22 protein-coding genes, 7 tRNA genes and 1 riboswitch are annotated in these 24,020 nt (G+C 60.0%); of the genes, 24 read left to right on the top strand and 5 right to left on the bottom strand.

Annotated features, from left to right (window positions below; translation table 11 throughout):
• Window positions 1–11 precede the first annotated feature (11 nt).
• From NJC38_RS20030 to astE, 9 genes are all read left to right on the top strand, one after another.
• The gene (locus tag NJC38_RS20030; RefSeq protein WP_253116795.1) at window positions 12–776 is read left to right on the top strand and encodes an ATP-binding cassette domain-containing protein; all 765 of its coding nucleotides are present in this window, start codon (window positions 12–14) and stop codon (window positions 774–776) included.
• A gap of 140 nt (window positions 777–916) precedes the next feature.
• On the top strand, window positions 917–1,924 hold the full coding sequence (locus tag NJC38_RS20035; RefSeq protein ID WP_253116797.1) for a GlxA family transcriptional regulator: 1,008 nt from the start codon (window positions 917–919) through the stop codon (window positions 1,922–1,924).
• A 420-nt stretch (window positions 1,925–2,344) separates the two neighbouring features.
• Complete coding sequence (locus NJC38_RS20040; protein ID WP_253116799.1) at window positions 2,345–3,562, top strand: aspartate aminotransferase family protein; 1,218 nt, start codon at window positions 2,345–2,347, stop codon at window positions 3,560–3,562.
• 103 nt (window positions 3,563–3,665) lie between these two features.
• Window positions 3,666–4,697, top strand: a complete 1,032-nt coding sequence (gene aruF, locus NJC38_RS20045) for an arginine/ornithine succinyltransferase subunit alpha (protein ID WP_045481544.1) — start codon at window positions 3,666–3,668, stop codon at window positions 4,695–4,697.
• A 52-nt stretch (window positions 4,698–4,749) separates the two neighbouring features.
• Window positions 4,750–5,766 (top strand): arginine N-succinyltransferase, encoded by a 1,017-nt coding sequence (astA, locus tag NJC38_RS20050; RefSeq protein WP_253116801.1) that lies wholly within the window; start codon window positions 4,750–4,752, stop codon window positions 5,764–5,766.
• On the top strand, window positions 5,763–7,232 hold the full coding sequence (astD, locus tag NJC38_RS20055; protein WP_253116854.1) for a succinylglutamate-semialdehyde dehydrogenase: 1,470 nt from the start codon (window positions 5,763–5,765) through the stop codon (window positions 7,230–7,232). The genes astA and astD overlap by 4 nt, the downstream gene beginning before the upstream one ends.
• Before the next feature lie 46 nt (window positions 7,233–7,278).
• Window positions 7,279–8,625 carry an N-succinylarginine dihydrolase gene (astB, locus tag NJC38_RS20060; RefSeq protein ID WP_253116804.1) on the top strand — a complete coding sequence of 449 codons (1,347 nt, stop codon included), beginning with the start codon at window positions 7,279–7,281 and terminating at the stop codon, window positions 8,623–8,625.
• A gap of 34 nt (window positions 8,626–8,659) precedes the next feature.
• Window positions 8,660–8,944 carry a topoisomerase II gene (locus NJC38_RS20065; RefSeq protein ID WP_253116806.1) on the top strand — a complete coding sequence of 95 codons (285 nt, stop codon included), beginning with the start codon at window positions 8,660–8,662 and terminating at the stop codon, window positions 8,942–8,944.
• A 15-nt stretch (window positions 8,945–8,959) separates the two neighbouring features.
• On the top strand, window positions 8,960–9,970 hold the full coding sequence (gene astE / locus NJC38_RS20070) for a succinylglutamate desuccinylase (RefSeq protein WP_045481529.1): 1,011 nt from the start codon (window positions 8,960–8,962) through the stop codon (window positions 9,968–9,970).
• Window positions 9,971–10,353: 383 nt separating this feature from the next.
• On the opposite strand, the gene NJC38_RS20075 is transcribed toward astE, so the two are convergent.
• Window positions 10,354–10,860 (bottom strand): 6,7-dimethyl-8-ribityllumazine synthase, encoded by a 507-nt coding sequence (locus NJC38_RS20075; RefSeq protein WP_045481526.1) that lies wholly within the window; start codon window positions 10,858–10,860, stop codon window positions 10,354–10,356.
• A 122-nt stretch (window positions 10,861–10,982) separates the two neighbouring features.
• Window positions 10,983–11,131: riboswitch (FMN riboswitch) on the bottom strand.
• A 437-nt stretch (window positions 11,132–11,568) separates the two neighbouring features.
• Here NJC38_RS20075 and alaS point away from each other — a divergent pair.
• The 9 genes from alaS to NJC38_RS20120 all read left to right on the top strand — a co-directional run bounded on the left by alaS (window position 11,569) and on the right by NJC38_RS20120 (window position 16,911).
• Entirely contained in the window at window positions 11,569–14,193 is a 2,625-nt protein-coding gene (alaS, locus tag NJC38_RS20080) for an alanine--tRNA ligase (RefSeq protein ID WP_253116808.1), read from the top strand.
• A gap of 90 nt (window positions 14,194–14,283) precedes the next feature.
• Window positions 14,284–15,516 (top strand): aspartate kinase, encoded by a 1,233-nt coding sequence (locus tag NJC38_RS20085; protein ID WP_045481521.1) that lies wholly within the window; start codon window positions 14,284–14,286, stop codon window positions 15,514–15,516.
• A 176-nt stretch (window positions 15,517–15,692) separates the two neighbouring features.
• On the top strand, window positions 15,693–15,881 hold the full coding sequence (gene csrA / locus NJC38_RS20090) for a carbon storage regulator CsrA (protein WP_045481518.1): 189 nt from the start codon (window positions 15,693–15,695) through the stop codon (window positions 15,879–15,881).
• Window positions 15,882–15,942: 61 nt separating this feature from the next.
• A tRNA-Ser gene (locus tag NJC38_RS20095) sits at window positions 15,943–16,033 on the top strand.
• A gap of 88 nt (window positions 16,034–16,121) precedes the next feature.
• Window positions 16,122–16,198: transfer RNA gene (locus NJC38_RS20100), tRNA-Arg, on the top strand.
• A gap of 94 nt (window positions 16,199–16,292) precedes the next feature.
• Window positions 16,293–16,369: transfer RNA gene (locus tag NJC38_RS20105), tRNA-Arg, on the top strand.
• Window positions 16,370–16,511: 142 nt separating this feature from the next.
• Window positions 16,512–16,602, top strand: a tRNA-Ser gene (locus NJC38_RS20110).
• 6 nt (window positions 16,603–16,608) lie between these two features.
• Window positions 16,609–16,685 (top strand) — tRNA-Arg (locus tag NJC38_RS20115).
• Window positions 16,686–16,834: 149 nt separating this feature from the next.
• Window positions 16,835–16,911, top strand: a tRNA-Arg gene (locus NJC38_RS20120).
• A gap of 66 nt (window positions 16,912–16,977) precedes the next feature.
• Here NJC38_RS20120 and NJC38_RS20125 read toward each other — a convergent pair.
• Window positions 16,978–17,463, bottom strand: a complete 486-nt coding sequence (locus tag NJC38_RS20125; RefSeq protein WP_253116810.1) for a DUF4124 domain-containing protein — start codon at window positions 17,461–17,463, stop codon at window positions 16,978–16,980.
• A 324-nt stretch (window positions 17,464–17,787) separates the two neighbouring features.
• On the opposite strand from NJC38_RS20125, the gene mgtE reads away from it, so the two are divergent.
• Window positions 17,788–19,230, top strand: a complete 1,443-nt coding sequence (mgtE, locus tag NJC38_RS20130; protein WP_045481513.1) for a magnesium transporter — start codon at window positions 17,788–17,790, stop codon at window positions 19,228–19,230.
• A 134-nt stretch (window positions 19,231–19,364) separates the two neighbouring features.
• On the opposite strand, the gene NJC38_RS20135 is transcribed toward mgtE, so the two are convergent.
• The 3 genes from NJC38_RS20135 to NJC38_RS20145 all read right to left on the bottom strand — a co-directional run bounded on the left by NJC38_RS20135 (window position 19,365) and on the right by NJC38_RS20145 (window position 20,644).
• Window positions 19,365–19,691, bottom strand: coding sequence for an Arc family DNA-binding protein (locus NJC38_RS20135; protein ID WP_045481509.1), 327 nt, complete (start codon window positions 19,689–19,691; stop codon window positions 19,365–19,367).
• 478 nt (window positions 19,692–20,169) lie between these two features.
• Complete coding sequence (locus NJC38_RS20140) at window positions 20,170–20,355, bottom strand: PA3371 family protein (protein ID WP_253116813.1); 186 nt, start codon at window positions 20,353–20,355, stop codon at window positions 20,170–20,172.
• Between the two features lie 52 nt (window positions 20,356–20,407).
• Complete coding sequence (locus NJC38_RS20145) at window positions 20,408–20,644, bottom strand: hypothetical protein (RefSeq protein ID WP_253116815.1); 237 nt, start codon at window positions 20,642–20,644, stop codon at window positions 20,408–20,410.
• A gap of 359 nt (window positions 20,645–21,003) precedes the next feature.
• Between NJC38_RS20145 and NJC38_RS20150 the strand changes: the two genes are divergently transcribed.
• The 5 genes from NJC38_RS20150 to NJC38_RS20170 all read left to right on the top strand — a co-directional run bounded on the left by NJC38_RS20150 (window position 21,004) and on the right by NJC38_RS20170 (window position 23,917).
• Window positions 21,004–21,075 (top strand) — tRNA-Arg (locus NJC38_RS20150).
• 223 nt (window positions 21,076–21,298) lie between these two features.
• Window positions 21,299–21,910 (top strand): hypothetical protein, encoded by a 612-nt coding sequence (locus tag NJC38_RS20155; protein WP_253116817.1) that lies wholly within the window; start codon window positions 21,299–21,301, stop codon window positions 21,908–21,910.
• 378 nt (window positions 21,911–22,288) lie between these two features.
• Complete coding sequence (locus NJC38_RS20160) at window positions 22,289–22,729, top strand: hypothetical protein (protein WP_045481497.1); 441 nt, start codon at window positions 22,289–22,291, stop codon at window positions 22,727–22,729.
• Window positions 22,730–22,846: 117 nt separating this feature from the next.
• The gene (locus tag NJC38_RS20165) at window positions 22,847–23,107 is read left to right on the top strand and encodes a DUF1652 domain-containing protein (RefSeq protein ID WP_045481494.1); all 261 of its coding nucleotides are present in this window, start codon (window positions 22,847–22,849) and stop codon (window positions 23,105–23,107) included.
• 114 nt (window positions 23,108–23,221) lie between these two features.
• Window positions 23,222–23,917, top strand: a complete 696-nt coding sequence (locus tag NJC38_RS20170; RefSeq protein WP_366856233.1) for a tRNA (adenine(22)-N(1))-methyltransferase TrmK — start codon at window positions 23,222–23,224, stop codon at window positions 23,915–23,917.
• The last annotated feature ends 103 nt before the right edge of the window (window positions 23,918–24,020 follow it).

Raw genomic sequence — 24,020 nt, forward strand, 5'->3', positions numbered from 1 at the left:
AACCTTCTACGATGAACAAACTGCAAGTCCAGGATCTGCACAAGCGCTACGGCACCCACGAGGTGCTCAAGGGTGTGTCACTGACCGCCCAGGCCGGCGATGTCATCAGCATCATCGGCTCCAGCGGCTCGGGCAAGAGTACCTTCCTGCGTTGCATTAACCTGCTTGAACAGCCCCACGCCGGCAAGATCATCCTCAATGGCGAAGAGCTGCGCCTGGTGCCGGGCAAGGACGGCAGCCTGCGCGCCGCTGACTCCAGGCAGTTGCAGCGCCTGCGCTCGCGGCTGTCGATGGTGTTCCAGCATTTCAACCTCTGGGCGCACATGACCGCGCTGGAAAATGTCATCGAAGCGCCGGTGCAGGTGCTTGGCGTGCCACGCCAGGAGGCGCTGGAAAAGGCTGAGCATTATCTGGCGCGGGTCGGGGTGGCGCACCGCAAGGACGCTTATCCCGGCCACATGTCCGGTGGCGAGCAGCAGCGCGTGGCGATTGCCCGGGCGCTGGCCATGGAGCCGGAAGTGATGCTGTTCGACGAGCCAACCTCGGCGCTGGACCCGGAACTGGTCGGCGATGTGCTCAAGGTCATGCAAAGCCTGGCTCAGGAAGGCCGGACCATGGTAGTGGTGACCCACGAGATGGGCTTTGCCCGGGAAGTGTCCAACCAGTTGGTGTTTCTTCATCAGGGGCTGGTTCAGGAGCGGGGCGATCCTCGCGAGGTGTTGAGCAATCCGCAATCGGAGCGTTTGCAGCAGTTCCTGGCGGGAAGCTTGAAGTGACTTGCACCAGATTGGTGCTTTCTGATGTGGAACAAGGCATCCTGCGTCGGCGCATGCGTCCGATAGAGGCTGTGCAAGCACTGGCAGCCTGACGGCCAGCGGTGTGGTTCCGCCTAACGGCGACATGTAGTGGATGTCTAATGACTGCTCATCGAATAGGTTTTCTAGTCTGGCCCGGTACCAAGGCCTTGACCCTGGCACTGGCTGAGGAAGCCTTGAGCGTTGCCCGGCAGGTTCACCCCGAGGTGAGCTACGAGCGGGTGGTGTTGCACGCCGAAACGGCCGACGCCGCAGCGGATACGCCGGCCAACGCGGGTGACTGGCGTTTGCCAGGCCAGCCGTGGTCGGCTGCCGGGCTTGAGGGCCTGCACAAGCTGTTTCTGCTGGCAGACGAGCCGCCGGGGCCGATCTCGGCAGGCTTGGGCAGTGCGCTCAAGCAACTGGTGCGTAGCGGCTGCATGATCGGCGGCCTGTCGGCCGGGGTTTACCCGCTGGCCCAATTGGGCCTGCTCGATGGCTACCGCGCAGCGGTGCACTGGCGCTGGCAGGACGACTTCAGCGAGCGGTTTCCCAAGGCCATCGCCACCAGCCATCTGTTCGACTGGGACCGTGACCGGATGACGGCTTGTGGCGGCCTGTCGGTGCTCGACCTGCTGCTGGCGGTGCTGGCCCGCGATCATGGCGCTGAACTGGCCGGTGCGGTGTCCGAAGAACTGGTGGTCGAGCGCATTCGTGAAGGCGGCGAGCGCCAGCGCATTCCATTGCAGAACCGTCTTGGCTCCAGCCACCCCAAGCTGACCCAGGCGGTCTTGCTGATGGAAGCCAATATCGAAGAGCCGCTGACCACCGACGAAATCGCCCAGCATGTCTGTGTTTCACGCCGGCAACTGGAGCGGATCTTCAAGCAATACCTCAACCGCGTACCCAGCCAGTACTACCTGGAGCTGCGCCTGAACAAGGCCCGTCAGATGCTGATGCAGACCAGCAAGTCGATCATTCAGATCGGTCTGTCGTGCGGCTTCTCGTCAGGGCCGCATTTCTCCAGCGCCTACCGCAACTTTTTCGGCGCCACCCCGCGCGAAGATCGCAACCAGCGCCGCAGCAACAGCCCGTTCGAACTGTCCTCGGTGCCGGCAGAGCGGGGGTAGGACCGGCCGGACGGCGATCCGTTTTAGCCGGGAAGGCCATTCACCATTGTAGGACCGGCTTTAGCCGGGAAGACGGTTTCGACGGTCGAAAGCCATTCACCGCTGTAGGACCGGCTTTAGCCGGGAAGGCGGTTTCGACGGTCGAAAGCCATTCACCGCTGTAGGACCGGCTTTAGCCGGGAAGGCGGTTTCGACGGTCGAAAGCCATTCACCGCTGAAGCGGTTCCTACGACGGTTGCGATCATTCGCAAGGTGCATGGGTGACTTAATGTGTCGCTTGGTTGAAACTTGACGTCCATGTCCGCTCTTGGGCTGTAATAACTTGTCGCCTGCTAGCAAGGCCAGACAAAATGCAGTCCTTACAATCCTTTATCTATCGCTCGCCAGTTCCAGGCAGGCGTTTCTCTCCAGGAGATTCTGATGTCCGTTGAGCATGCTGCGGTGCAACGCGCCGATTTCGACCAGGTGATGGTCCCCAACTACGCACCGGCCGGGTTCATTCCCGTGCGTGGCGCGGGCTCCCGAGTCTGGGACCAGGCGGGCCGTGAGCTGGTGGATTTCTCCGGCGGCATCGCGGTCAACGTGCTGGGTCATTGCCACCCGGCGCTGGTGGGCGCACTGACGGCCCAGGCCAACAGCCTGTGGCACGTGTCCAACGTATTCACCAACGAGCCGACCCTGCGTCTGGCGCACAAACTGGTGGACGCCACCTTTGCCGAGCGGGTGTTCTTCTGCAACTCCGGCGCTGAAGCCAACGAAGCGGCTTTCAAGCTGGCCCGGCGTGTCGCTCATGACCTGCACGGCCCGGAAAAACACGAGATCATCGCGGCGCTGAACAGCTTCCACGGCCGCACCCTGTTTACCGTCAGCGTCGGCGGTCAGCCTAAGTATTCCGATGGTTTCGGGCCGAAGATCACTGGCATCAGCCATGTGCCGTACAACGACCTGGACGCGCTCAAGGCCGCGATCAGCGACAAGACTTGCGCCGTGGTCCTGGAGCCGATCCAGGGCGAGGGCGGTGTGCTGCCGGCTGATCTGGCTTACCTGCAAGGCGCCCGTGAGCTGTGCGACCAGCACAACGCGCTGCTGATCTTCGACGAAGTGCAGAGCGGCATGGGCCGGACCGGCAAGCTGTTCGCCTATCAGCACTACGGCGTGACCCCAGACATCCTGTCCAGCGCCAAGAGCATTGGTGGCGGCTTCCCGCTGGCGGCGATGCTGACCACCGAGAAACTGGCCAGCCACTTCTCGGTTGGCGTTCACGGCACCACTTACGGCGGCAACCCGTTGGCCTGTGCCGTGGGCGAAGCGGTGATCGACATCGTCAACACCCCGCAGGTGCTTGAAGGTGTGCAAGCCAAGCATGAACTGTTCAAGACCCGTCTGCTGGACATCGGCCAGAAATACGGCGTGTTCAGCGAGGTGCGTGGTCAGGGCCTGCTGATCGGTGCGGTGCTCAGCGATGCCTGGAAGGGTAAGGCCAAGGACTTCTTCGCCGCTGCCGAGACCGAAGACCTGATGATCCTGCAGGCCGGCCCTGACGTGGTTCGTTTTGCGCCCAGCCTGGTGATCCTCGATGCTGATATCGAAGAGGGCCTGAACCGCTTCGAACGTGCCGTGGCCAAGCTTACGGCCTGATGTCGCGCTGCTGTCGCCGGGTGCGGCAGCGGCCAGAATTCGTGGCGCGCAGGTAACGCCTGCGCGCCTCAGTGATTGATCACACACGCTAAGGAGTGACGCCATGCTGGTGATGCGCCCCGCGCAAATGGCCGACCTGGCCGAGGTCCAGCGCCTCGCTGCCGATAGCCCGATCGGTGTCACCTCCCTGCCCGACGATGCCGGCCGGTTGGGTGACAAGATCGCTGCGTCCGAGTCTTCGTTCGCCGCCGAGGTCAGTTTCAACGGTGAAGAGACCTATTTCTTTGTGCTCGAAGACAGTCAGACCGGGCGTCTGGTCGGCTGCTCCGGGATCGTCGCATCGGCGGGTTATTCCGAGCCGTTCTACAGCTTTCGTAACGAGACCTTCGTCCACGCCTCCCGCGAGTTGAAGATTCACAACAAGACTCACGTGTTGTCGCTGTGTCACGACCTTACAGGCAACAGCTTGCTGACCAGCTTTTATGTGATCCCGGAGCTGGTCGGCAGCGCCTGGTCGGAACTCAACTCCCGTGCCCGGCTGCTGTTCATTGCCAGCCATCCTGAGCGCTTTGCCGAATCAGTGGTGACCGAGATCGTCGGTTACAGTGATGAGAACGGCGACTCACCGTTCTGGGACTCGATCGGCCGGCATTTCTTCAACCTCAACTACGCCGATGCCGAGCGTCTTTGCGGACTCAAGAGCCGGACCTTTCTGGCCGAGCTGATGCCGCATTACCCGATCTACGTGCCGCTGTTGTCCGATGATGCCCAGGAGGCCATGGGCCAGGTGCATCCACGGGCGCAGATCACCTTCGATATCCTGATGCGCGAAGGCTTCGAGACCGACCACTACATCGACATTTTCGATGGCGGCCCGACCTTGCATGCGCGGGTGTCCAGTATTCGTTCGATTGCCCAGAGCCGCCTGGTGCCGGTCAGGGTTCAGGGCGATGCCGATGCCGATGTCGTCCGTGGGGGGCGTCCGTATCTGGTGGCCAACGATCTGCTGCAGGACTACCGCGCCGTGTTGCTGGAGCTGGACTGGGCGCCAGGCCGCCCGGTGACCCTGAATCGCCAGGCCGCCGAGGCACTGGGCGTCGGTGAAGGCGCCAGTGTGCGTATTGTTTCGGTCTGACGGCGCAAGCCTGACCGGTTCGCGGCCCCGCACGGGGCCTTGAGGAGAAGACATGATCGTTCGTTCCGTCCGCAGCAGTGATCTGCCCGCGCTGATCGACCTGGCGCGCAGCACCGGTGCCGGTCTGACCACCCTGCCTGCCAACGAGCAGCGCCTGACCCACCGCGTGGGCTGGGCGGAAAAAAGCTTTCGCGGTGAAGCCGAGCGCGCCGACTCCGACTACCTGTTCGTGCTTGAAGACGAGAACGGCCAGGTCATCGGTATCTCGGCCATTGCCGGTGCGGTGGGGTTGCGCGAGCCCTGGTACAACTACCGGGTCGGCCTGACAGTCAACGCCTCGCAAGAATTGAATATCTACCGCGAGATTCCGACCCTGTTCCTGGCCAATGACCTGACCGGCAACTCGGAGCTGTGCTCGCTGTTCCTGCACGCCAACTCGCGCAACGGGCTCAATGGCCGCTTGCTGTCCAAGGCGCGCATGCTGTTCATTGCCGAGTTTCCCGAACTGTTCGGCCCCAAGATCATCGCCGAGATGCGCGGCATCTCGGATGGTCAGGGCCGGGCGCCGTTCTGGGAAAGCCTGGGCCGGCACTTCTTCAAAATGGAGTTCAGCCAGGCTGACTACCTGACCGGGGTCGGTAACAAGGCGTTTATCGCCGAACTGATGCCCAAGTTTCCGCTGTACACCTGCTTTCTGTCTGATGACGCCCGCAGCGTGATCGGCCGGGTGCATGCCGAAACCGAGCCGGCACTGACCATGCTCAAGAGTGAAGGCTTCACCTATCAGGGCTACGTCGATATCTTCGATGCCGGCCCGGCCATCGAGTGCGAGACCGGCAAGATCCGTGCAGTGCGCGACAGCCAGACCCTGGTGTTGTCGATCGGCACCGCCGGTGATGAGGCGCCATTGTTCCTGATCCACAACCGCAAGCGTGAAGACTGCCGTATCACCGTCGGCCGTGCGCGTTCGGTGGCCGGCACCCTGGTGGTCGATCCGGCCACGGCGCGGCGCCTGCGCATGGGCCCTGGTGATAATGTCCGCGCTGTGCCGCTGTCGGCGGGTGGCTGATGAGCAGCCTGTTCATCGCGGGCCAGTGGCAGGCGGGGCAGGGCGAGGCCTTCACGGCGCGCAACCCGGTCAGCCAGCAGCTGGTCTGGTCTGGCCAGGCGGCCAGCGCCGCCCAGGTCGATCAGGCCGTGCGGGCGGCGCGCCAGGCGTTCAGCGGCTGGGCATTGCGACCCTTGCAGGAGCGCATCGACCTGCTCGAAGCCTTTGCGGCGTGCTTGAAGGCCCGTGCTGATGAGCTGGCCAGGCGCATCGGTCAAGAGACCGGCAAGCCGCTCTGGGAGGCCGCCACGGAAGTCACCAGCATGGCCAACAAGGTTGCCATCTCGATCCAGAGTTACCGTGAGCGTACCGGCGAGAAGGGCGGCCCGCTGGGCGATGCCAATGCCGTATTGCGTCACAAACCGCATGGCGTGGTGGCGGTGTTCGGACCTTACAATTTTCCCGGCCACTTGCCTAACGGGCATATCGTACCGGCGCTGCTGGCCGGCAATTGCGTGGTGTTCAAGCCCAGCGAACTGACTCCGGGGGTGGCTGAGCTGACCCTGCAGTGCTGGATCGAAGCGGGCTTGCCGGCCGGGGTGCTCAACCTGTTGCAAGGTGGCCGTGACACCGGTGTCGCGCTGGCCGCGCATGCCGATATCGACGGTTTGTTCTTCACCGGCTCCAGCCAGACCGGGCAAGCGCTGCATCGCCAGTTCGCCGGGCAGCCGCACAAGATTCTCGCCCTGGAAATGGGCGGCAATAACCCGTTGCTGGTCGATCAGGTGCAGGATGTCGATGCCGCGGTGTACACCGTGATTCAGTCGGCATTCATCTCTGCCGGCCAGCGCTGCACCTGCGCACGGCGCCTGCTGGTGCCGCAAGGCGGCTGGGGCGATGCCTTCTTGCAGCGCCTGGTAGCGGTGAGCCGCACCTTGCAGGTCGGTGCGTTCGACAGCCAGCCGGCGCCGTTCATGGGCGCGGTGATTTCACTGCGGGCCGCCGATGCACTGTTGCAGGCACAGAGCCAGTTGCTGGCCAATGGCGCTCAGGCGTTGCTGGAAATGACCCGTCTGCAAGCGGGCAGCGCGCTGCTCAGCCCCGGCATTGTCGATGTAACCGATGTGGCGCAGCGCCCTGACGAGGAACTGTTCGGGCCGTTGCTGCAAGTGATCCGCTACAGCGACTTTGCGGCGGCCATCGATGAGGCCAATGCCACCCGTTATGGTCTGGCCGCCGGGCTATTGTCCGACAGCGAAGCGCGTTACCGTGACTTCTGGCTGCAAAGCCGCGCCGGTATCGTTAACTGGAACAAACCATTGACCGGTGCCGCCAGCACCGCGCCGTTCGGTGGGGTCGGTGCCTCGGGCAATCATCGCGCCAGTGCTTATTACGCGGCAGATTACTGTGCATACCCGGTAGCGTCGCTTGAGGCCCAGGCCTTGAGTCTGCCGGCCAGCCTCACGCCGGGTATTCGCTTCGACTGAGCCTTGCGCGTTGCAGCATAAAAAATAGATCCATGGAGCCGTCCTGATGAAAACCCGTGAAGTCAATTTCGACGGTCTGGTGGGCCCGACCCACAATTACGGGGGGCTGTCCTACGGCAACGTGGCCTCCCAGAGCAACAGCCAGCTCAACTCCAACCCCCGTGAAGCGGCCTTGCAGGGCCTGGCCAAAATGAAAGCGCTGATGGATCTGGGCTTCACCCAGGGCCTGATTGCGCCCCAGGAGCGCCCGGACGTCGACAGCCTGCGACGGCTGGGGTTTAGCGGCAGCGATGCGCAGGTGATCGAGAAGGCGGCGCGCCAGGACATGCCGCTGCTGGCGGCCAGTTGTTCGGCGTCGAGCATGTGGGTGGCCAACGCCGCCACCGTCAGCCCCAGTGCCGACACCCATGATGGCCGGGTGCATTTCACCGTTGCCAACCTCAACTGCAAATACCATCGCAGCATTGAACACCCGACCACCAGCCGGGTGCTGCAAGCGATGTTCGCTGACCCCCGGTATTTCGCCCACCATGCGGCATTGCCAGCGGTGGCGCAGTTCGGCGATGAAGGTGCGGCCAACCATACTCGCCTGTGCCGTGACCATGGCCAGCCTGGCGTTGAGTTTTTCGTGTATGGCCGCAGCGCCTTCGACACCCGCTACCCGGCACCGCAAAAGTACCCGGCCCGCCAGACCCTTGAAGCCTCCAGCGCCGTGGCGCGCCTGCATGGCCTGAACGCCAGCCAGGTGGTTTTTGGCCAACAGAACCCGGCGGTGATCGATCAGGGCGTGTTTCATAACGACGTGATTGCGGTGGGCAATGGCGAAGTCCTGTTCCACCATGAAGATGCCTTTTTGCACAGCAAGACCGTGCTGCGCGAGTTGCAGGACAAGCTCGCTCGGGTCGGCGGTCACCTGCAGGCGATCTGCGTGCCGCGTGCTGAAGTCGGTGTCGAGGATGCGGTACGTTCTTACCTGTTCAACAGCCAGTTGCTCACGTGTGACGACGGCAGCATGTTGCTGATCGTCCCCCAGGAGTGCCAGGCCAACCCACGGGTGTGGAATTACTTGCAGGCGCTGTTGAGCCAGGGTGGCCCGATCCGCCAGGTGCGCGCCTTCGACCTCAAGCAGAGCATGCGCAATGGCGGCGGGCCGGCCTGTCTGCGCCTGCGGGTGGTTTTGACCGCGCAGGAACTGGCGGCGATCAATCCAGCGGTTATCCTCAGTGACAGCTTGTATGGCGTGCTGACCGACTGGGTCGCAAAGCACTACCGCGACCGAATGCACGAACGCGATCTGGCCGACCCGCAATTGCTGATTGAATGTCGCACGGCATTGGATGAGCTGACGCAAATCCTTAAACTGGGCGCCGTTTATCCGTTTCAACAAATCTGACGCGCTTTTTAACTCAAGCCTGGAGCACCCGAACATGAGCGACGCCCTGCAGTTGATCCTTGAAGATGCCGATGGCAATGCCAGCAGCGTGTCCAGCACCCGCCTGGCGGTGGTCTGGCAAGGCAAGGAAATATGGATCCAGCATGACGGCCGTGGCCAGTTGCTGATCGGTGTCGATGTGGAAGAGGGCGATACTGAATACGCCAACCTGTTGCTGCGTCCATTGGCGACCAACCTGGTCAGCCTGCAACTGGAAATGGAGCCGGCCGATCTGGATGAGCAAGACGGTCACGTCCACGGTCCGGACTGCAACCACTAAGACAGGGAGTCGTCTATGCTCGCCCTCGGTAAACTGCTTGACCTGACCCTGGCCGGCCGTGAACCGGCGGAGAAGACTCAACTGACCGTCGGCGGCGTGCGCATGCGCTGGCTGGGCGAGGGCGCGCTTGAAGTGCGGCCCGCCCAGAGCCGCGACAATGGTCTGGACCTGCTGCTGTCGGCGGGTATCCATGGCAACGAAACCGCGCCGATCGAGCTGCTCGACGAGCTGATTCGCGGTATTGCCCGAGGCCAGCTTGTGCCACGGGCACGTATTCTGTTTCTGCTCGGCAACCCTGAGGCCATGCGCCGTGGGGTGCGTTATATCGAGCATGACCTCAACCGGCTGTTCAACGGCCAGCACGAACATAGCGGCGGCCTCGAAGCGCTGCGCGCCTGTGAGCTTGAACGACTGGCCAGCAGTTTCTTCAGCCTGGCCGATCGCTACCGTCTGCACTACGACCTGCACACCGCGATCCGTGGCTCGGCAATCGAACAGTTTGCCCTGTGCCCATGGAAACAAGATCGCCCTGTTTCGCGCCACGAACTGGCCTGCCTGCGCGCCGCCGGCATTCGCGCGGCGCTGCTGCAGCACAAACCCTCCAACGTGTTCAGTGCCTACACCCGCGACAAACTCGATGCACAGGCCTTCACCCTGGAGCTGGGCAAGGCGCGCCCGTTCGGCCACAACCAGCACGTCGACCTGGCGGCCTTGCGCCAGCGACTGATTCAGATCATCGAAGGTAACGAGCCGCAAACCGAAGAAGACCATCTTGACGGCCTGCAACTGTTCAGCGTGGCGCAGGAAATCATCAAACACAGCGACGCCTTCATCCTGCACCTGGCCTGCGAAGTCGAAAACTTCACCGAACTCGACAAAGGCTACCTGCTGGCTCAGGACGGCAATACTCGCTGGGTCATAGAGCAGCCAGGCACCCGAATCATCTTCCCCAACCCCAAAGTGGCCAATGGACTCAGGGCAGGGATATTGATCGTACCGGTGGGCGAGGAGGCGCTGCAGGGGTAAGGCAGTCGCGGATCTTGATCTTGTCTTTGCTTCTGCTTTTCGAGTCGAGATGGTACAGACGCCGCTGAACGCGACTTGGGTGCCGGCCGAGTGTAGGTGTCGATTCGGGGGAGTAACCGGCAGGGAAGCCGCTGCTCTTCATATTAGGAGCAGGTGCGCTGGGCAGGACGCCCATCGCGCCGGCCCCCGAATCGGCGCCGGAAGGAGGGAAGTCCGCCCAGAGGGCGGACCCAAACCGGGAGCAAGCCGTTTTCCCCCATTTTGCGGCTTTCAAAATGGTGTCGCCCGTCGGGGCGAAACCCGCAGCCCAGACAACCACGGCAATGATTTTTGCACCGTGTTGAGCCGTTCCCGGTTAAAACCGCTCCTACAGCGCCATCGGTTTAGCTAGCGACCTTCTGCGGCGCCGCCGGATGCTGCAACTGCCGAACCTTGGCCAGCGTATCAGCACAGGTGCGCGCCGCTTCCTGACCTTTATGCACGAAGTGCTCGAAGAAAAACTTCTGATGCTCTTCACCGGCATGGAAATGATGCGGTGTCAGCACCACCGAGAACACCGGCACACGGGTCTCCAGTTGCACCTGCATCAAGCCACTGATCACCGACTGCGCCACGAACTCATGGCGATAGATACCGCCATCGACCACCAGCCCGGCCGCCACAATCCCGGCATAACGGCCACTTTCAGCCAATAGCTTGGCATGCAGCGGAATCTCGAAAGCCCCACCCACCTCGTAAAAGTCGATATCACTCTCGCTGTAACCCAGCTCAATCAGCGTTTCGACAAAACCCTTGCGGCTCTGATCGACAATATCCTTGTGCCAGCAGGCCTGAATGAACGCAATACGCTCGTTAGCGTGGGCTTTGCTGTTAATTGCGGTAGGTTGCACGTGTTCTGACTCCTGTTTATGAAAAAAACAGGGCGTTTGGATCGAAGGGGATACTGGCAGCGTATGAAAACATCGACACCGGCACGGTCTCGACGAGGTTTTCCGTATACGATCGACACTCATCCCGTTCTCTCTTCATCCGGACTATGACCGTCGGCCCCGGAATCACACCGGGTCTGCTGACCTTCAGGAAGGGCCTGAAGCGCTCGCGGGCTAGGCGTTGTACGCCATTACCGCCGGTGGGGACTTGCACCCCGCCCTGAGAACGTGCCGACACCCTTAAGGTGACGGCGAAAGATTTGTAACACAGTTGCCATCAATATGCTTGGACACTTTAGTCGAGTGACCCTGCCATTTGCTTATAAGCACTGGCCCGCGTGCATCTGTGCCGATGCCGGTTTACGTTCAGGTGAGAATATTGATCCGGCTCGTTCGTCCATTAAGAGAAAGGTCCAGACCTGTCAGCGCGATCGCACAATAAACTGGATGAGAGAACCTCGGTTTGCTGGCATGGGTCGCCGCCCGTGGCGTTGCAACCAGTCGTGTTACGGTAGCCTCTGAAGGCGACCGATAATCCAATTGAGCGTCTCTATCATACAAACACACTGTACCGTGGCCGCAACGCCTATATAATGCGGCCCTTTGCCGTCGTTACGTCCAGTGTGGCGTTGTGTACGGGCCTGGCAGCAGTCTCCGTGGAAGAACCTAATGAAAAGCGCAGAAATCCGTGAAGCCTTCCTGAGCTTCTTCGAAGAACAGGGTCACACTCGTGTAGCCTCCAGCTCCCTGATTCCGGGCAACGACCCGACCCTGCTGTTCACCAACGCAGGCATGAACCAGTTCAAGGACTGCTTTCTGGGGCAGGAAAAGCGCGCCTACACGCGTGCCGTGACCAGCCAGAAATGCGTGCGTGCCGGCGGCAAGCACAATGACCTGGAAAACGTCGGCTATACCGCCCGTCACCACACGTTCTTCGAAATGCTGGGTAACTTCAGCTTCGGTGACTATTTCAAGCGCGACGCGATCACCTTTGCCTGGACCTTCCTGACTTCCGAGAAGTGGCTGAACCTGCCCAAGGAAAAACTCTGGGTCACCGTCTACGCCACCGACGACGAAGCCTACGACATCTGGACCAAGGAAGTCGGCGTGCCGGCCGAGCGCATGGTGCGCATTGGCGACAACAAGGGCGCGCCTTACGCTTCGGACAACTTCTGGACCATGGGCGATACCGGCCCGTGCGGTCCGTGCACCGAGATCTTCTTTGACCACGGCGCAGACATCTGGGGCGGCCCGCCCGGCTCGCCGGAAGAAGACGGTGACCGCTACATCGAGATCTGGAACAACGTGTTCATGCAGTTCAACCGCACCGCCGATGGCGTGCTGCACCCGCTGCCAGCGCCGTCGGTAGACACCGGCATGGGCCTGGAGCGGGTCAGTGCGGTGTTGCAGCACGTGCATTCGAACTACGAGATCGACCTGTTCCAGAGCCTGCTGGCCGCTTGCGCACAGGCCATCGGTTGCAGCAATGATGCACAGGCCTCGCTGAAAGTCGTGGCTGACCACATCCGTTCGTGCGGCTTCCTGATTGCCGACGGCGTACTGCCGTCCAACGAAGGCCGTGGCTACGTGCTGCGACGCATCATTCGCCGCGCCTGCCGTCATGGCAACAAGCTCGGCGCCAAGGGCAGCTTCTTCCACAAGATCGTCGCGGCCCTGGTGGCCGAGATGGGCGCAGCTTACCCAGAGCTGGTCGCCCAGCAGGCGCACATCGAGCGCGTGCTCAAGGCTGAAGAAGAGCAGTTCGCCAAGACCCTGGAGCAGGGTCTGAAGATTCTTGAACAGGACCTGGCCGAGCTCAAGGGCTCTGTGGTGCCTGGCGAAGTCATCTTCAAGCTGTACGACACCTACGGCTTCCCGATGGACCTGACCGGTGACATCGCCCGTGAGCGCGAGCTGACCCTCGACGAGGCCGGTTTCGAGCGTGAGATGGACGCCCAGCGCGAGCGCGCCCGTTCGGCCAGCGCCTTCGGCCTGGACTACAACAGCCTGGTCAAGGTCGACACCGCGACCGAGTTCACCGGCTATGCCGAAACCGCAGGCGCTGCCAAGGTTGTGGCCATCTACAAGGATGGTCAGTCGATCGGTCAGCTCAACGAAGGCGAAGAGGGCGTTGTGGTCCTCGACACCACGCCGTTTTACGCCGAATCCGGTGGCCAGATCGGTGACAGCGGTTACCTGCAGGCCGGCGACGTGCGTTTTGACGTGCGTGACACCACCAAGACCGGCGGCGCGTTCCTGCACCACGGTGTGATTGCCAGCGGCAGTTTGACCGTCGGCGCCGACGTACAGGCTCAGGTTGCGGGTGAAGTGCGCCAGGCCACCTCGCTCAACCACTCGGCCACGCACTTGCTGCATGAAGCCCTGCGCCGCGTGCTGGGTGAGCACGTGCAGCAGAAAGGCTCGCTGGTCGACAGTCAGCGCCTGCGTTTTGACTTCAGCCATTTCGAGTCGATCAAGCCTGAGCAATTGCGTGAGCTTGAAGACATCGTCAACGCCGAAGTGCGCAAGAACACCGAGGTGCTGACCGAGATCACCGACATCGAGACCGCCAAGGCCAAAGGCGCCATGGCGCTGTTCGGCGAAAAATACGGCGACACCGTGCGCGTGCTGAGCATGGGCGGCGATTTCTCCGTCGAGCTGTGCGGCGGTATCCACGCCAAGCGCACCGGCGACATCGCGCTGTTCAAGATCATCAGTGAAGGCGGCGTGGCTGCTGGCGTGCGCCGTATCGAAGCGGTGACCGGTGCGGCGGCGCTGAACTGGGTCAACTCGGCCGAAGATCAACTCAAGGAAGCCGCGAGCCTGATCAAGGGTAATCGCGACAACCTGCTGGACAAGCTGACGGCGGTGCTTGAGCGCAACCGTCAACTGGAAAAACAACTGGAACAATTGCAGGCCAAGGCGGCCAGCGCAGCGGGCGACGATCTGTCGGCCCAGGCGCAGGACGTCAAGGGTGTGAAGGTTCTGACCGCCCGTCTGGATGGTCAGGACGGCAAAGCGCTGCTGGCGCTGGTCGATCAGTTGAAGAACAAGCTCGGCCGCGCAGTGATCCTGCTCGGCGGGGTGCAGGATGACAAGGTCGTGCTGGTTGCCGGCGTGACCAAGGACCTGACTGGCCAACTCAAAGCCGGTGATCTGATGAAACAGGCGGCTGCCGCTGTGGGTGGTAAAGGTGGTGGTCGTCCCGACATGGCCCAGGGTGGCGGTGTCGATGCAAGCGCCCTGGATGCGGCGCTGGCGCTGACCGTTCCGTTCGTGGAGCAGGGTGTCTGATCGGGCTCTGGCCTGCCGGAAGTCCGGCAGGCCAGAACCGGTCTGAATGTTTAACGGGTGCCCTTTAAAGGGTTCTGAGGCGGCTTTGACATGGCTTTGATCGTACAGAAATTTGGCGGCACCTCCGTCGGTTCCATCGAGCGTATCGAGCAGGTGGCCGAAAAGGTAAAAAAATTCCGCGAGTCCGGTGATGACCTGGTGGTCGTCCTGTCGGCCATGAGCGGTGAAACCAACCGTCTGATCGATCTGGCCAAACAGATCACCGATCAGCCGACGCCGCGTGAGCTGGACGTGATCGTTTCCACCGGCGAGCAGGTGACCATCGGCCTGCTGACCATGGCGCTGATCAAGCGCGGTGTGCCAGCAGTGTCCTACACCGGCAACCAGGTTCGTATTCTGACCGACAGCGCGCACACCAAGGCGCGCATCCTGGATATCGACGACCAGAAGATCCGCACCGACCTCAAGGCCGGCCGCGTGGTAGTGGTCGCAGGTTTCCAGGGGGTCGACGAAAGCGGCAATATCACGACCCTGGGGCGTGGCGGTTCGGACACCACCGGTGTGGCCCTGGCCGCAGCCTTGAAGGCTGACGAGTGCCAGATCTATACCGACGTCGACGGTGTTTACACCACCGACCCGCGGGTGGTGGCCCAGGCACAGCGCCTGGAGAAGATCACCTTCGAAGAGATGCTGGAAATGGCCAGCCTCGGCTCCAAGGTGTTGCAGATCCGTTCGGTCGAATTCGCCGGCAAATACAACGTCCCGCTGCGCGTCCTGCACAGCTTCAAGGAGGGTCCGGGTACCCTCATTACCATTGATGAAGAGGAATCCATGGAACAGCCGATCATTTCCGGCATCGCCTTCAACCGCGACGAAGCCAAGCTGACCATCCGTGGTGTGCCAGACACCCCGGGCGTGGCGTTCAAGATTCTCGGCCCGATCAGTGCCGCGAACATCGAAGTCGACATGATCGTGCAAAATGTTTCGCACGATAACACCACGGATTTCACCTTCACCGTGCACCGCAATGACTACCAGGCTGCGCTGCAGATCCTGGAAAGCACAGCGCGTGAGATCGGCGCTCGTGAAGCCGGTGGTGACACCAAGATTGCCAAGGTTTCCATCGTGGGTGTTGGTATGCGCTCGCACGCCGGGGTTGCCAGTCGCATGTTCGAAGCGCTGGCCAAAGAGAGCATCAATATCCAGATGATCTCGACCTCGGAAATCAAGGTTTCCGTGGTGATCGAAGAGAAGTACCTCGAACTGGCCGTGCGTGCCCTGCACACCGCCTTCGAGCTGGACGCTCCCCGCCAGGGCGAGTGACCATTGAACCCAGGGCGCGCTTGAGGCGCGCCTTGGGGTTTCTGATCTGCGCACAAAGACTGTTCTTTTCGTTGCGTTAGTCAATACTCAGGCTTGGCTAGTGGCTTTTTGGTCACAGACTTGCCTCGTGGTTTTTCAGACTGTTGTTCCTGAATGTATTGCGTGAGGAGAAAGGTATGCTGATTCTGACTCGTCGGTGCGCAGAGAGCCTGATCATTGGTGATGGAGAAATCACCGTGACTGTGCTTGGCGTCAAGGGTAATCAAGTGCGCATCGGCGTCAATGCCCCCAAGGAAGTTGCGGTCCATCGTGAAGAAATCTACCTGCGGATCAAGAAAGAGAAGGATCAGGAACCAACCCATTAATTTATTTGAATTTTTTGTTTGCAAACGGGGAAATGCGTAGTTAATATACGCCCCGTGTTGCGGAGAGCTGGCCGAGTGGCCGAAGGCGCTCCCCTGCTAAGGGAGTACACCTCAAAAGGGTGTCGGGGGTTCGAATCCCCCGTTCTCCGCCATTATTTCAGTGTGTTGAACCTGGCTTTCGAAGCAAGAAAGCGCTTTACAAAAGAGTTCAGCAACCTAAAATGCGCAGCACCCAAATATGCACTCGTAGCTCAGCTGGATAGAGTACTCGGCTACGAACCGAGCGGTCACAGGTTCGAATCCTGTCGAGTGCACCATTTAAAGGTTGTTTGTCAGTTGGGGTGGTGAAGCCGCTCGATTAGACAGATAATCTGCTTCAACCAGCGGCGGTCTGGTATAAAACCACCACATGCACTCGTAGCTCAGCTGGATAGAGTACTCGGCTACGAACCGAGCGGTCACAGGTTCGAATCCTGTCGAGTGCACCATATTGAAAAGCCCGTATCGAAAGATACGGGCTTTTTTCTTTGTGTTTGAAAAAGCAGCTTCTTGCCATGGCAGGCTGTTGAATTTATTCAAAAAAGACCTTTGCAAGAGGCGGCGAGATGATTATCATACGCCCCTTGTTGCGGAGAGCTGGCCGAGTGGCCGAAGGCGCTCCCCTGCTAAGGGAGTACACCTCAAAAGGGTGTCGGGGGTTCGAATCCCCCGTTCTCCGCCATAACATGCACTCGTAGCTCAGCTGGATAGAGTACTCGGCTACGAACCGAGCGGTCACAGGTTCGAATCCTGTCGAGTGCACCATACAAGCAAAGCCCGTATCGAAAGGTACGGGCTTTGTGTTTTTCCAGGGGCTGCAAACCATTGCCCGCAGGTTTTGTGTAAGTCTTTGAATTTATTTCAGAAAAGGCTTTACAGAATTATTGCAGGCCCTATAATGCGCACCATCAAATGCACTCGTAGCTCAGCTGGATAGAGTACTCGGCTACGAACCGAGCGGTCACAGGTTCGAATCCTGTCGAGTGCACCATACATCAAAAAGCCCGTATCGAAAGATACGGGCTTTTTGTTTTGCACCTGAAAAAACTTGCCGGCTTCAGCGTTTACCCTTCACGCAGCCATGCTGATCGAAACTCACCTGATGGGTGCGGCCCTCTTTGCTCGTGTAATGGTAACGCAGCTCGCCATTGCGCTGTGAAACCCGGTCTGGTCGGCCCAGCAGGCTCTCTACGTCCCTGAGGGTCATGCCCGGCGGTGTGCGCTGGTTGATGATCGCACTGCGCCGTTGCTCTGGGCTCAGGCTGTTGCCGCAACCATCATCGCGTTGCCCGACCACCACGATCTCTTTGGTCGGCGGTTTGGGACGATCATTGCGCAGGCTTGGCAGTATCGCCGGCAGGACGCTGCCGGGCGGCCGGTTATAGGCTTCAACCTGTTGGCCGTGCTGCTCGGTTGTACAGCCTTGGTGGGTGAAGGTGACTTGGCCCTGGGCGTCTTCGCAGCGCTGAATGCTTCTGGCCTGGACATTGAGCACGGGGTGGAGCAGGGCGCCTAAGGCGACGCAAAGCGCGATGTTGCGCATCGTCGAGTCCTCCATGACAGACAATGCCGCTCAGCCTAGCGATGGCTGAATGTGCTGACGAGCGTGTTTTGTTGGCTGAATGTGACGTCGTAGTAATACTGACTCTCAAGATTGTTAAGTTTGTGACGCAAGCATTTGTTCTTGCCCGAATTTTCACGCGTGCCAAACGGTCAAAGCGGTGTATGATTGCGCCCGTCAGCCCCGCCGGGGCTTGTGGAATACCTCCATGGACTTACCCAGTAGTTATTTGACCTCAGATTTTGACAATCAAGCTCTACCTGATTGATCTCCCGGCGTGCTCCCTGCTGGGAGTGGAGTACGCCTATGACTGAAAGAGAAGTAAAGAAAACGCAGGAAAGTCTGCAGGATCGCCTGGCTCAGGTTATCGATCTGTTGCAGCGCCAGCGTATTGTTGAAGACCTGACCCACCGCCAGGAAGGTCAGCATCAGGACCGGGTCGAGAACCTCGTCCACCGGCAGAATCTCGTCGAATTGCAGCGCAAGCTCGACGACCTGCACTCTGCCGACGTCGCCTACATCCTTGAAGCCCTGCCGCTGGAAGACCGTCTGACCGTATGGCAGCTGGTCAAGGCCGAGCGTGACGGTGACATCCTTCTTGAGGTGTCCGACGCCGTTCGGGAAACCCTGATCGCCGACATGGACGATCACGAGTTGCTTGCCGCCGCCAAGGAAATGGACGCCGACGAACTGGCCGACCTGGCGCCGGAACTGCCGCGTGATGTTGTCCATGAGTTGATGGAAGCGCTGGACGTCCAGCAGCGTGAGCGTGTGCGTTCGGCGCTGTCCTACGAAGAAGAGCAGGTCGGGGCGTTGATGGACTTCCAGATGGTGACCATCCGCGAGGATGTCAGCCTGGAGGTGGTGCTGCGCTACCTGCGTCGTCTCAAGGAATTGCCCAGCCACACTGACAAACTGTTCGTGGTCGATTACGACGGGGTGCTCAAAGGGGTGCTGCCGATCAAGCGCCTGCTGGTCAATGACCCGGACAAACAGGTCGCCGAGGTCATGGCTGACGACCCGGTGACCTTCCACCCGGACGGCGATGCCTATGAGGCGGCTCAGGCATTTGAGCGTTATGACCTGATTTCGTCACCGGTGGTGGACAAGGGCGGCAAGCTGATCGGTCGTCTGACTATCGACGAAATGGTCGATCTGATTCGTGAAGAGAGTGAAAGTGAAGTCCGTAGCATGGCGGGTCTGCGTGAAGACGAAGACATCTTCGCTTCGGTCTGGCGCTCGCTGCGCAACCGCTGGTCGTGGCTGGCGATCAACCTGATCACCGCGTTCCTGGCGTCGCGAGTGATCGGCCTGTTCGAAGGCTCGATCGAGAAGCTTGTGGCGCTGGCTGCGCTGATGCCGATCGTGGCGGGCATTGGCGGTAACTCGGGCAACCAGACCATCACCATGATCGTACGGGCCATGGCGCTCGACCAGGTCAGCACCGGCAACACTGCCCGTTTACTGCGTAAAGAGCTGGCCGTGTCGCTGATCAATGGCCTGGTCTGGGGTGGGGTGATCGGCGTGGTGGCCTATGTGCTATACGACAGTTGGTCGCTGGGCGTGGTGATGACCGCGGCCATGACCCTCAACCTGCTGCTGGCGGCGTTCATGGGGGTGATCATTCCCATGACCCTGGTCAAGGTCGGCAAGGATCCGGCCATGGGCGCCAGTGTGATGATTACGGCCATGACCGACAGCGGTGGTTTCTTCATCTTCCTGGGGCTGGCGACGATATTCCTGCTCTGAACCAGGCTCACAAAAAAACCGCCCTTAGTGGCGGTTTTTTTGTACTTTGAAGAAGCTTCCTACAACTAAACGGGAGCGGTACTACAGTGAAAAAAAGCCAGCTTGGTGAGCTGGCTTGAGGTTTTACTTGATACTTACGACTCTTCAGCCGCCAGTTCAGTGTCATGGGCAATCAGAGACACCAGGGCGTTCTGTTGCCGATGAGAGAGCTGGCGGAAACGTTGCAGCAGTTCACGCTCGCTAAGCGTCAGCTCAGGGCTATCAAGGCGCACAGCTGGCTCGTCGCCAAAAGCGCCTTCCTGAATGAGGCTCTGCTCGAGCCGTGCGATGATTTCCGAGTTCATGCTGCGGTGGTGGTTTTTAGCTACCTCTTGCACACGATTACGCATGCCATCGGGTAAGCGGACGACGAACTTGTCAGCCGTACGGCTGGAATAAGTAGCCTGTTTCATAGGGCTCATATATTTAACCGGTTAGTTCAGGGGAAGCGGTTCTAGCAAGTGGCCGCAAGTTTGTCCTTGTGTGACAGCACTTTTGGCTAAATGTTCAACCGCGCTATCAAGGGGTCAGCATCATGCCCCATTACGTCGGAACCTTGGCGTCAATTCTGTGACAAATATTGACTCAGATAAAGGCGTATGGCCAGCACCGATTATCAGAATTGCGAACGAATTTGCATAGCGTGTCCCCGTTCACCCTTCCAACGATCTCCCTGATCGCCTGACTGCTTTTTGCCATCATGGCTATCTGTACTCAGAGCGTAGTTGTTTCTGGCCGCGAATACGAATGCGCTCCGACCAACGTGCTGAACGGGAGGTGAATAAGGCGTAAAAAGACGTTGCAGGCGGGGCGGGTACGTGACCCGAGCTGATGATCCGGTCGCAGCCAGCAGGCCAGGTGACCAGTACAACCATCAGCAGTAGCAGAGGTGCGAAGGGCTCAGCGCAGAACGGGATCAAACTTGAAGCGGCGGCCGACGACCAGCGCGCCGAGGAACAGGCTGACAAACACACCGCCAGCGATCCTGGCAGCCAGATTCAAGGTCAGCGCTTGCTCGGGCAGCAACAGGTCTACAGCAACACTCATCAACGTAAGGATCAGAAACGACAGTGCGGACTTGGACATGGCGGCTCTCTCTTTCTCTTTAAGCGTGTGAGGCACGGTTCTAAGCGATGTTTCAGAACACCCAGCGCTGTGTCGCACTGCCGGTGGCGCGGGGCATCTGTTGTGTGTCATTGGTCAGCATAGCCGGGTTGGCACGTTTGTCAGTCATCACTGCCAGTTGCGCAGGTTTTTGCAGGCCACTCTGAATCTCGATATTCACCTGCTCGACAGGGGTGGCAGTGCCTTGAAGATGAAAGGTCACCAGCGCTACCAGAGCGGCTGCGTTCAACGCGGTGAGGATCATGTTCATAGTCGTGTACCTGTGCCCGGAGATGGAAGAGAGGTTCTGCCTGCCACGGGTAATATTGCAGTCTGCATGCCAAGCTCAATTCAATAAAAAATCCTTTTAAATCAAGTATTTATATTTGTATGTAACGGCTTTTGCGTTGCGTTTTGCAATGATGGCTATTTGCAGGGTTGCAAAATGCACGACGGCCACGGGAACCAAATCCGGACGCACGAGTCAGCGCGTCCTGATGGTCTGCATCGGCCGGTGAATGACCCTACGCGCTGAAGCGGGCTGAATTTTTTGCTAAATCCTTGTTTTTGCGTAAAATGCCCAGCACTGATACAGGGCGCTCAGGCAACGCCCGTCAGCTCATCTATCGGGTCCTCTTAGTTCAACGGATAGAACGAGCCCCTCCTAAGGGCTAGATGCAGGTTCGATTCCTGCAGGGGACACATCCCGCTGTATCGCACACTCTTGGTAGCGCTTCCTGCCCCGTCGCTCGAGGCGAGCCTCACTGAAATTGAGTGGCAAGCACCTCGCCGAAAAAAACATGCAATCCAAAAAAGCACATTGCACACTGGCAGCCGAATCAGGCGCTCGGCATGTTCAGCTGACACCCGCCCGTTTCACGCCTATTTCTTTGACGTGCTTTCCTGTCACTGCGCGAGCATGAACATGCTTCACTCCAACAGCCGATGGCTATGGCTTTACTTCCCAGTGAGCTGGATTACCGTATGTGCTGTGCTTGTGCACATCACGTTCTTCAGTTGGGCCCTTCTCACACCCAAGGACGTCAGCGGCACTCTGTTCGGCGGCGCCATGGGCACCCAGCTGTACCTTGGTGGCCTGGGCGTTGCCACACTCGGCTTGACAGTGGTCATCCTGCTGCGGCTACCGGGGGCGATCCTGGCCTGGATCGCTGCCGGGCTTTTGCCACTGTGCATCGGCGGCTGGTGGCAACTGAATTACCCGGACGATGCCAACGGTAATCTGCTGTACAGCCCCGGACGGTCAGACATCACGGTTGCCATGCTGATCGGTGCAGCGATTCTCGTCAGTGGTTTTTATGCCTATCGAAGGGCAAAAACGGCGAACCAAAGAGCCTCACTTTCCGAGTTAAAAATATTCGGAAAAATAGTGGTAGCGACAGCGCTGAGTGGATTTTTTGTAGCCGTACCACTGGCCGCCTTGAAGCAGCAAGCAATGCCCCATTGCGCCTTCAACAAGCAAGGCCAGCAGTTGACGATCTGTTTGGGGGACGGGGATACACCCACGATTGTGGAATAAGCACGCGAGTGCTTGCATGCGCGAATGTGCCGCCGTCTTTGCCAGTCATTGCCGCCCCTGGGTTTGTACCTGGATGGGCCAGGTTCGCGTCAAGGCTGTGGTGCTGTGCGAGGCTTGCACCCTCGCGCCTCGGCGCGTATCTTGCGCCCCGTCACATTGCTGACAACGGGCGTCGCGGCCCGCAATACCTAAGGTGCACAAGTACCCTCGTAACGACTGCAGGTTTTTGGCCTGCACGTTTTGTTATGGCGGTCGTGTGTGGGAGGCACTCGTGCCTGCCGGTTTCCTTGGGTACCGGTCCGCGAACCCGCGCACGGCTGCCACCCCAATTGCGTCGCGGCGATTCGTGGCAGCTCCATTACCCAAGGAGCCAGACCTATGCATAGCCCCATACGCCACCGCACCTTTTGTACCGACGCTTTACCCAACCTCTCACCCCGACCGCTGAACGCCGCCGACCATACCGGCAAACGCCGCGGCACGATGACCGCCATTGCCTGGTATCGCGCCAGCCGTTCGGGCAAGGGCACGCTATGGCTGTGCCGCTGCGACTGTGGCCTGTACGAGTACCGCCGACCGGGGACCTGGGGGACCAAGCGGTTTCCTGATGACCAGTGCCAGGTGTGCCAGCGCAATGCGCAGGGGCCTAATGCCAGTGATACCGCCCCGGCGCGCTTGCAACAATGGACAGACAAGCTTCGCTGCCTGGGCTTGAGCGATGAGGAAATCGGCCAGATTCGTGCCACCGGTGCGAACGTGGACACCCGAGGCAAGACGCTTGAGCAGATCCGCGAGCAATTGGCCCGCATCGGCATCTAGCTGACCGCTGGGCGGTTGTATGCCAGGCACAAGCAACCGCTCAGCTAATTCCCGGAACGATTTCTCCCGTGCTTCATCCATTAGCCATAGGCCACTGTCTGGCCGTGGAGATCAAGCATGATGTCGTCCCTCGAATTACGTCAGATTATCGAATCCGGCTTTCTGCCAACCAAATGCCTGTGCACGATCAGCCCCGATCACTTGATGACCATCAGCCTCTATCGTCCCGAATACGGCCATCCGGCGTTTGTCGCCAATAATCTCAATGCCAGGGAACTGAACTCGGCCCGAGCGATTTCCGGTCTGGTCCAGCAGGTGCGCCAGGCGTTTTCCCGCCAGGAGCAAATCACCCGGGAGCAGGAGCAGCGCCGGGCGTGATGACCGGCAGGTTGTTTATCCTGAACGCCGATTTGAAAACCCCGGCATTGCCCGATAAAGTCGCGCCCCGTTCTGGCCATCCGGGCCAGATGCGCGTGCTTGAAGGGGCTGCCGGTGAACCAACAGACTTTGTCCATGCGCCTGGAGCGCGTTGCCGCTCACGTGCCCGCAGGTGCCCGGTTTATCGATATCGGCTCGGACCACGGCTACCTGCCGGTCGCCTTGGTGCAGCGCGGGGTGATTGCTTCGGCGGTGGCCGGCGAGGTGGCGTTGACGCCCTTTCATGCAGCAACCCGCACGGTACGTGAATATGGCCTGCAGGCGCAGATCAGCGTGCGTCTGGCTGACGGTCTGGCGGCAATCGAAGCCGATGATGCAATCACCGCGATCAGCCTGTGTGGTATGGGCGGCGAAACCATCCGTGACATTCTTCAGGCGGGCAGGGCGCGATTAAGCGGCGCCGAACGGCTGATCATGCAGCCCAATGGCGGCGAGCGGGAACTGCGCCAGTGGCTGATGGATAACGGCTATTGCATCCTGGCTGAGGAGGCGTTGCGGGAGAACCGCTTTGATTATGAAATCATTGTCGCCGAACGTAGCGGGCCGGTGAGCTACAGCGCCGAGCAGCTGTACTTCGGCCCGGTGCAATTGCAGGTTCGCAGCCCGGCATTTTTGAACAAGTGGCAACGGGTCCTGCGGCAGAAGCAGCAGACCCTCAAAGGCTTCGCCAAGGCCCGTCAGGCGGTGGCGCAGGACAAGGTCCAGGACATCAGTCAGCAGGTGCGCTGGATCAGCGACATGCTGGGCTGAGCTTTGAGACTTTGGTCGTATTCCGGGCGAAATCACTGAACGTTGCGCCGAGCGGTCTAGACTAAGGTTTTGAACCTGACTCACTCGCTAACCAACGATACGG

This window comes from Pseudomonas sp. 21LCFQ010, assembly GCF_024129905.1.
In the GTDB taxonomy this organism is placed as follows: Bacteria; Pseudomonadota; Gammaproteobacteria; order Pseudomonadales; family Pseudomonadaceae; genus Aquipseudomonas.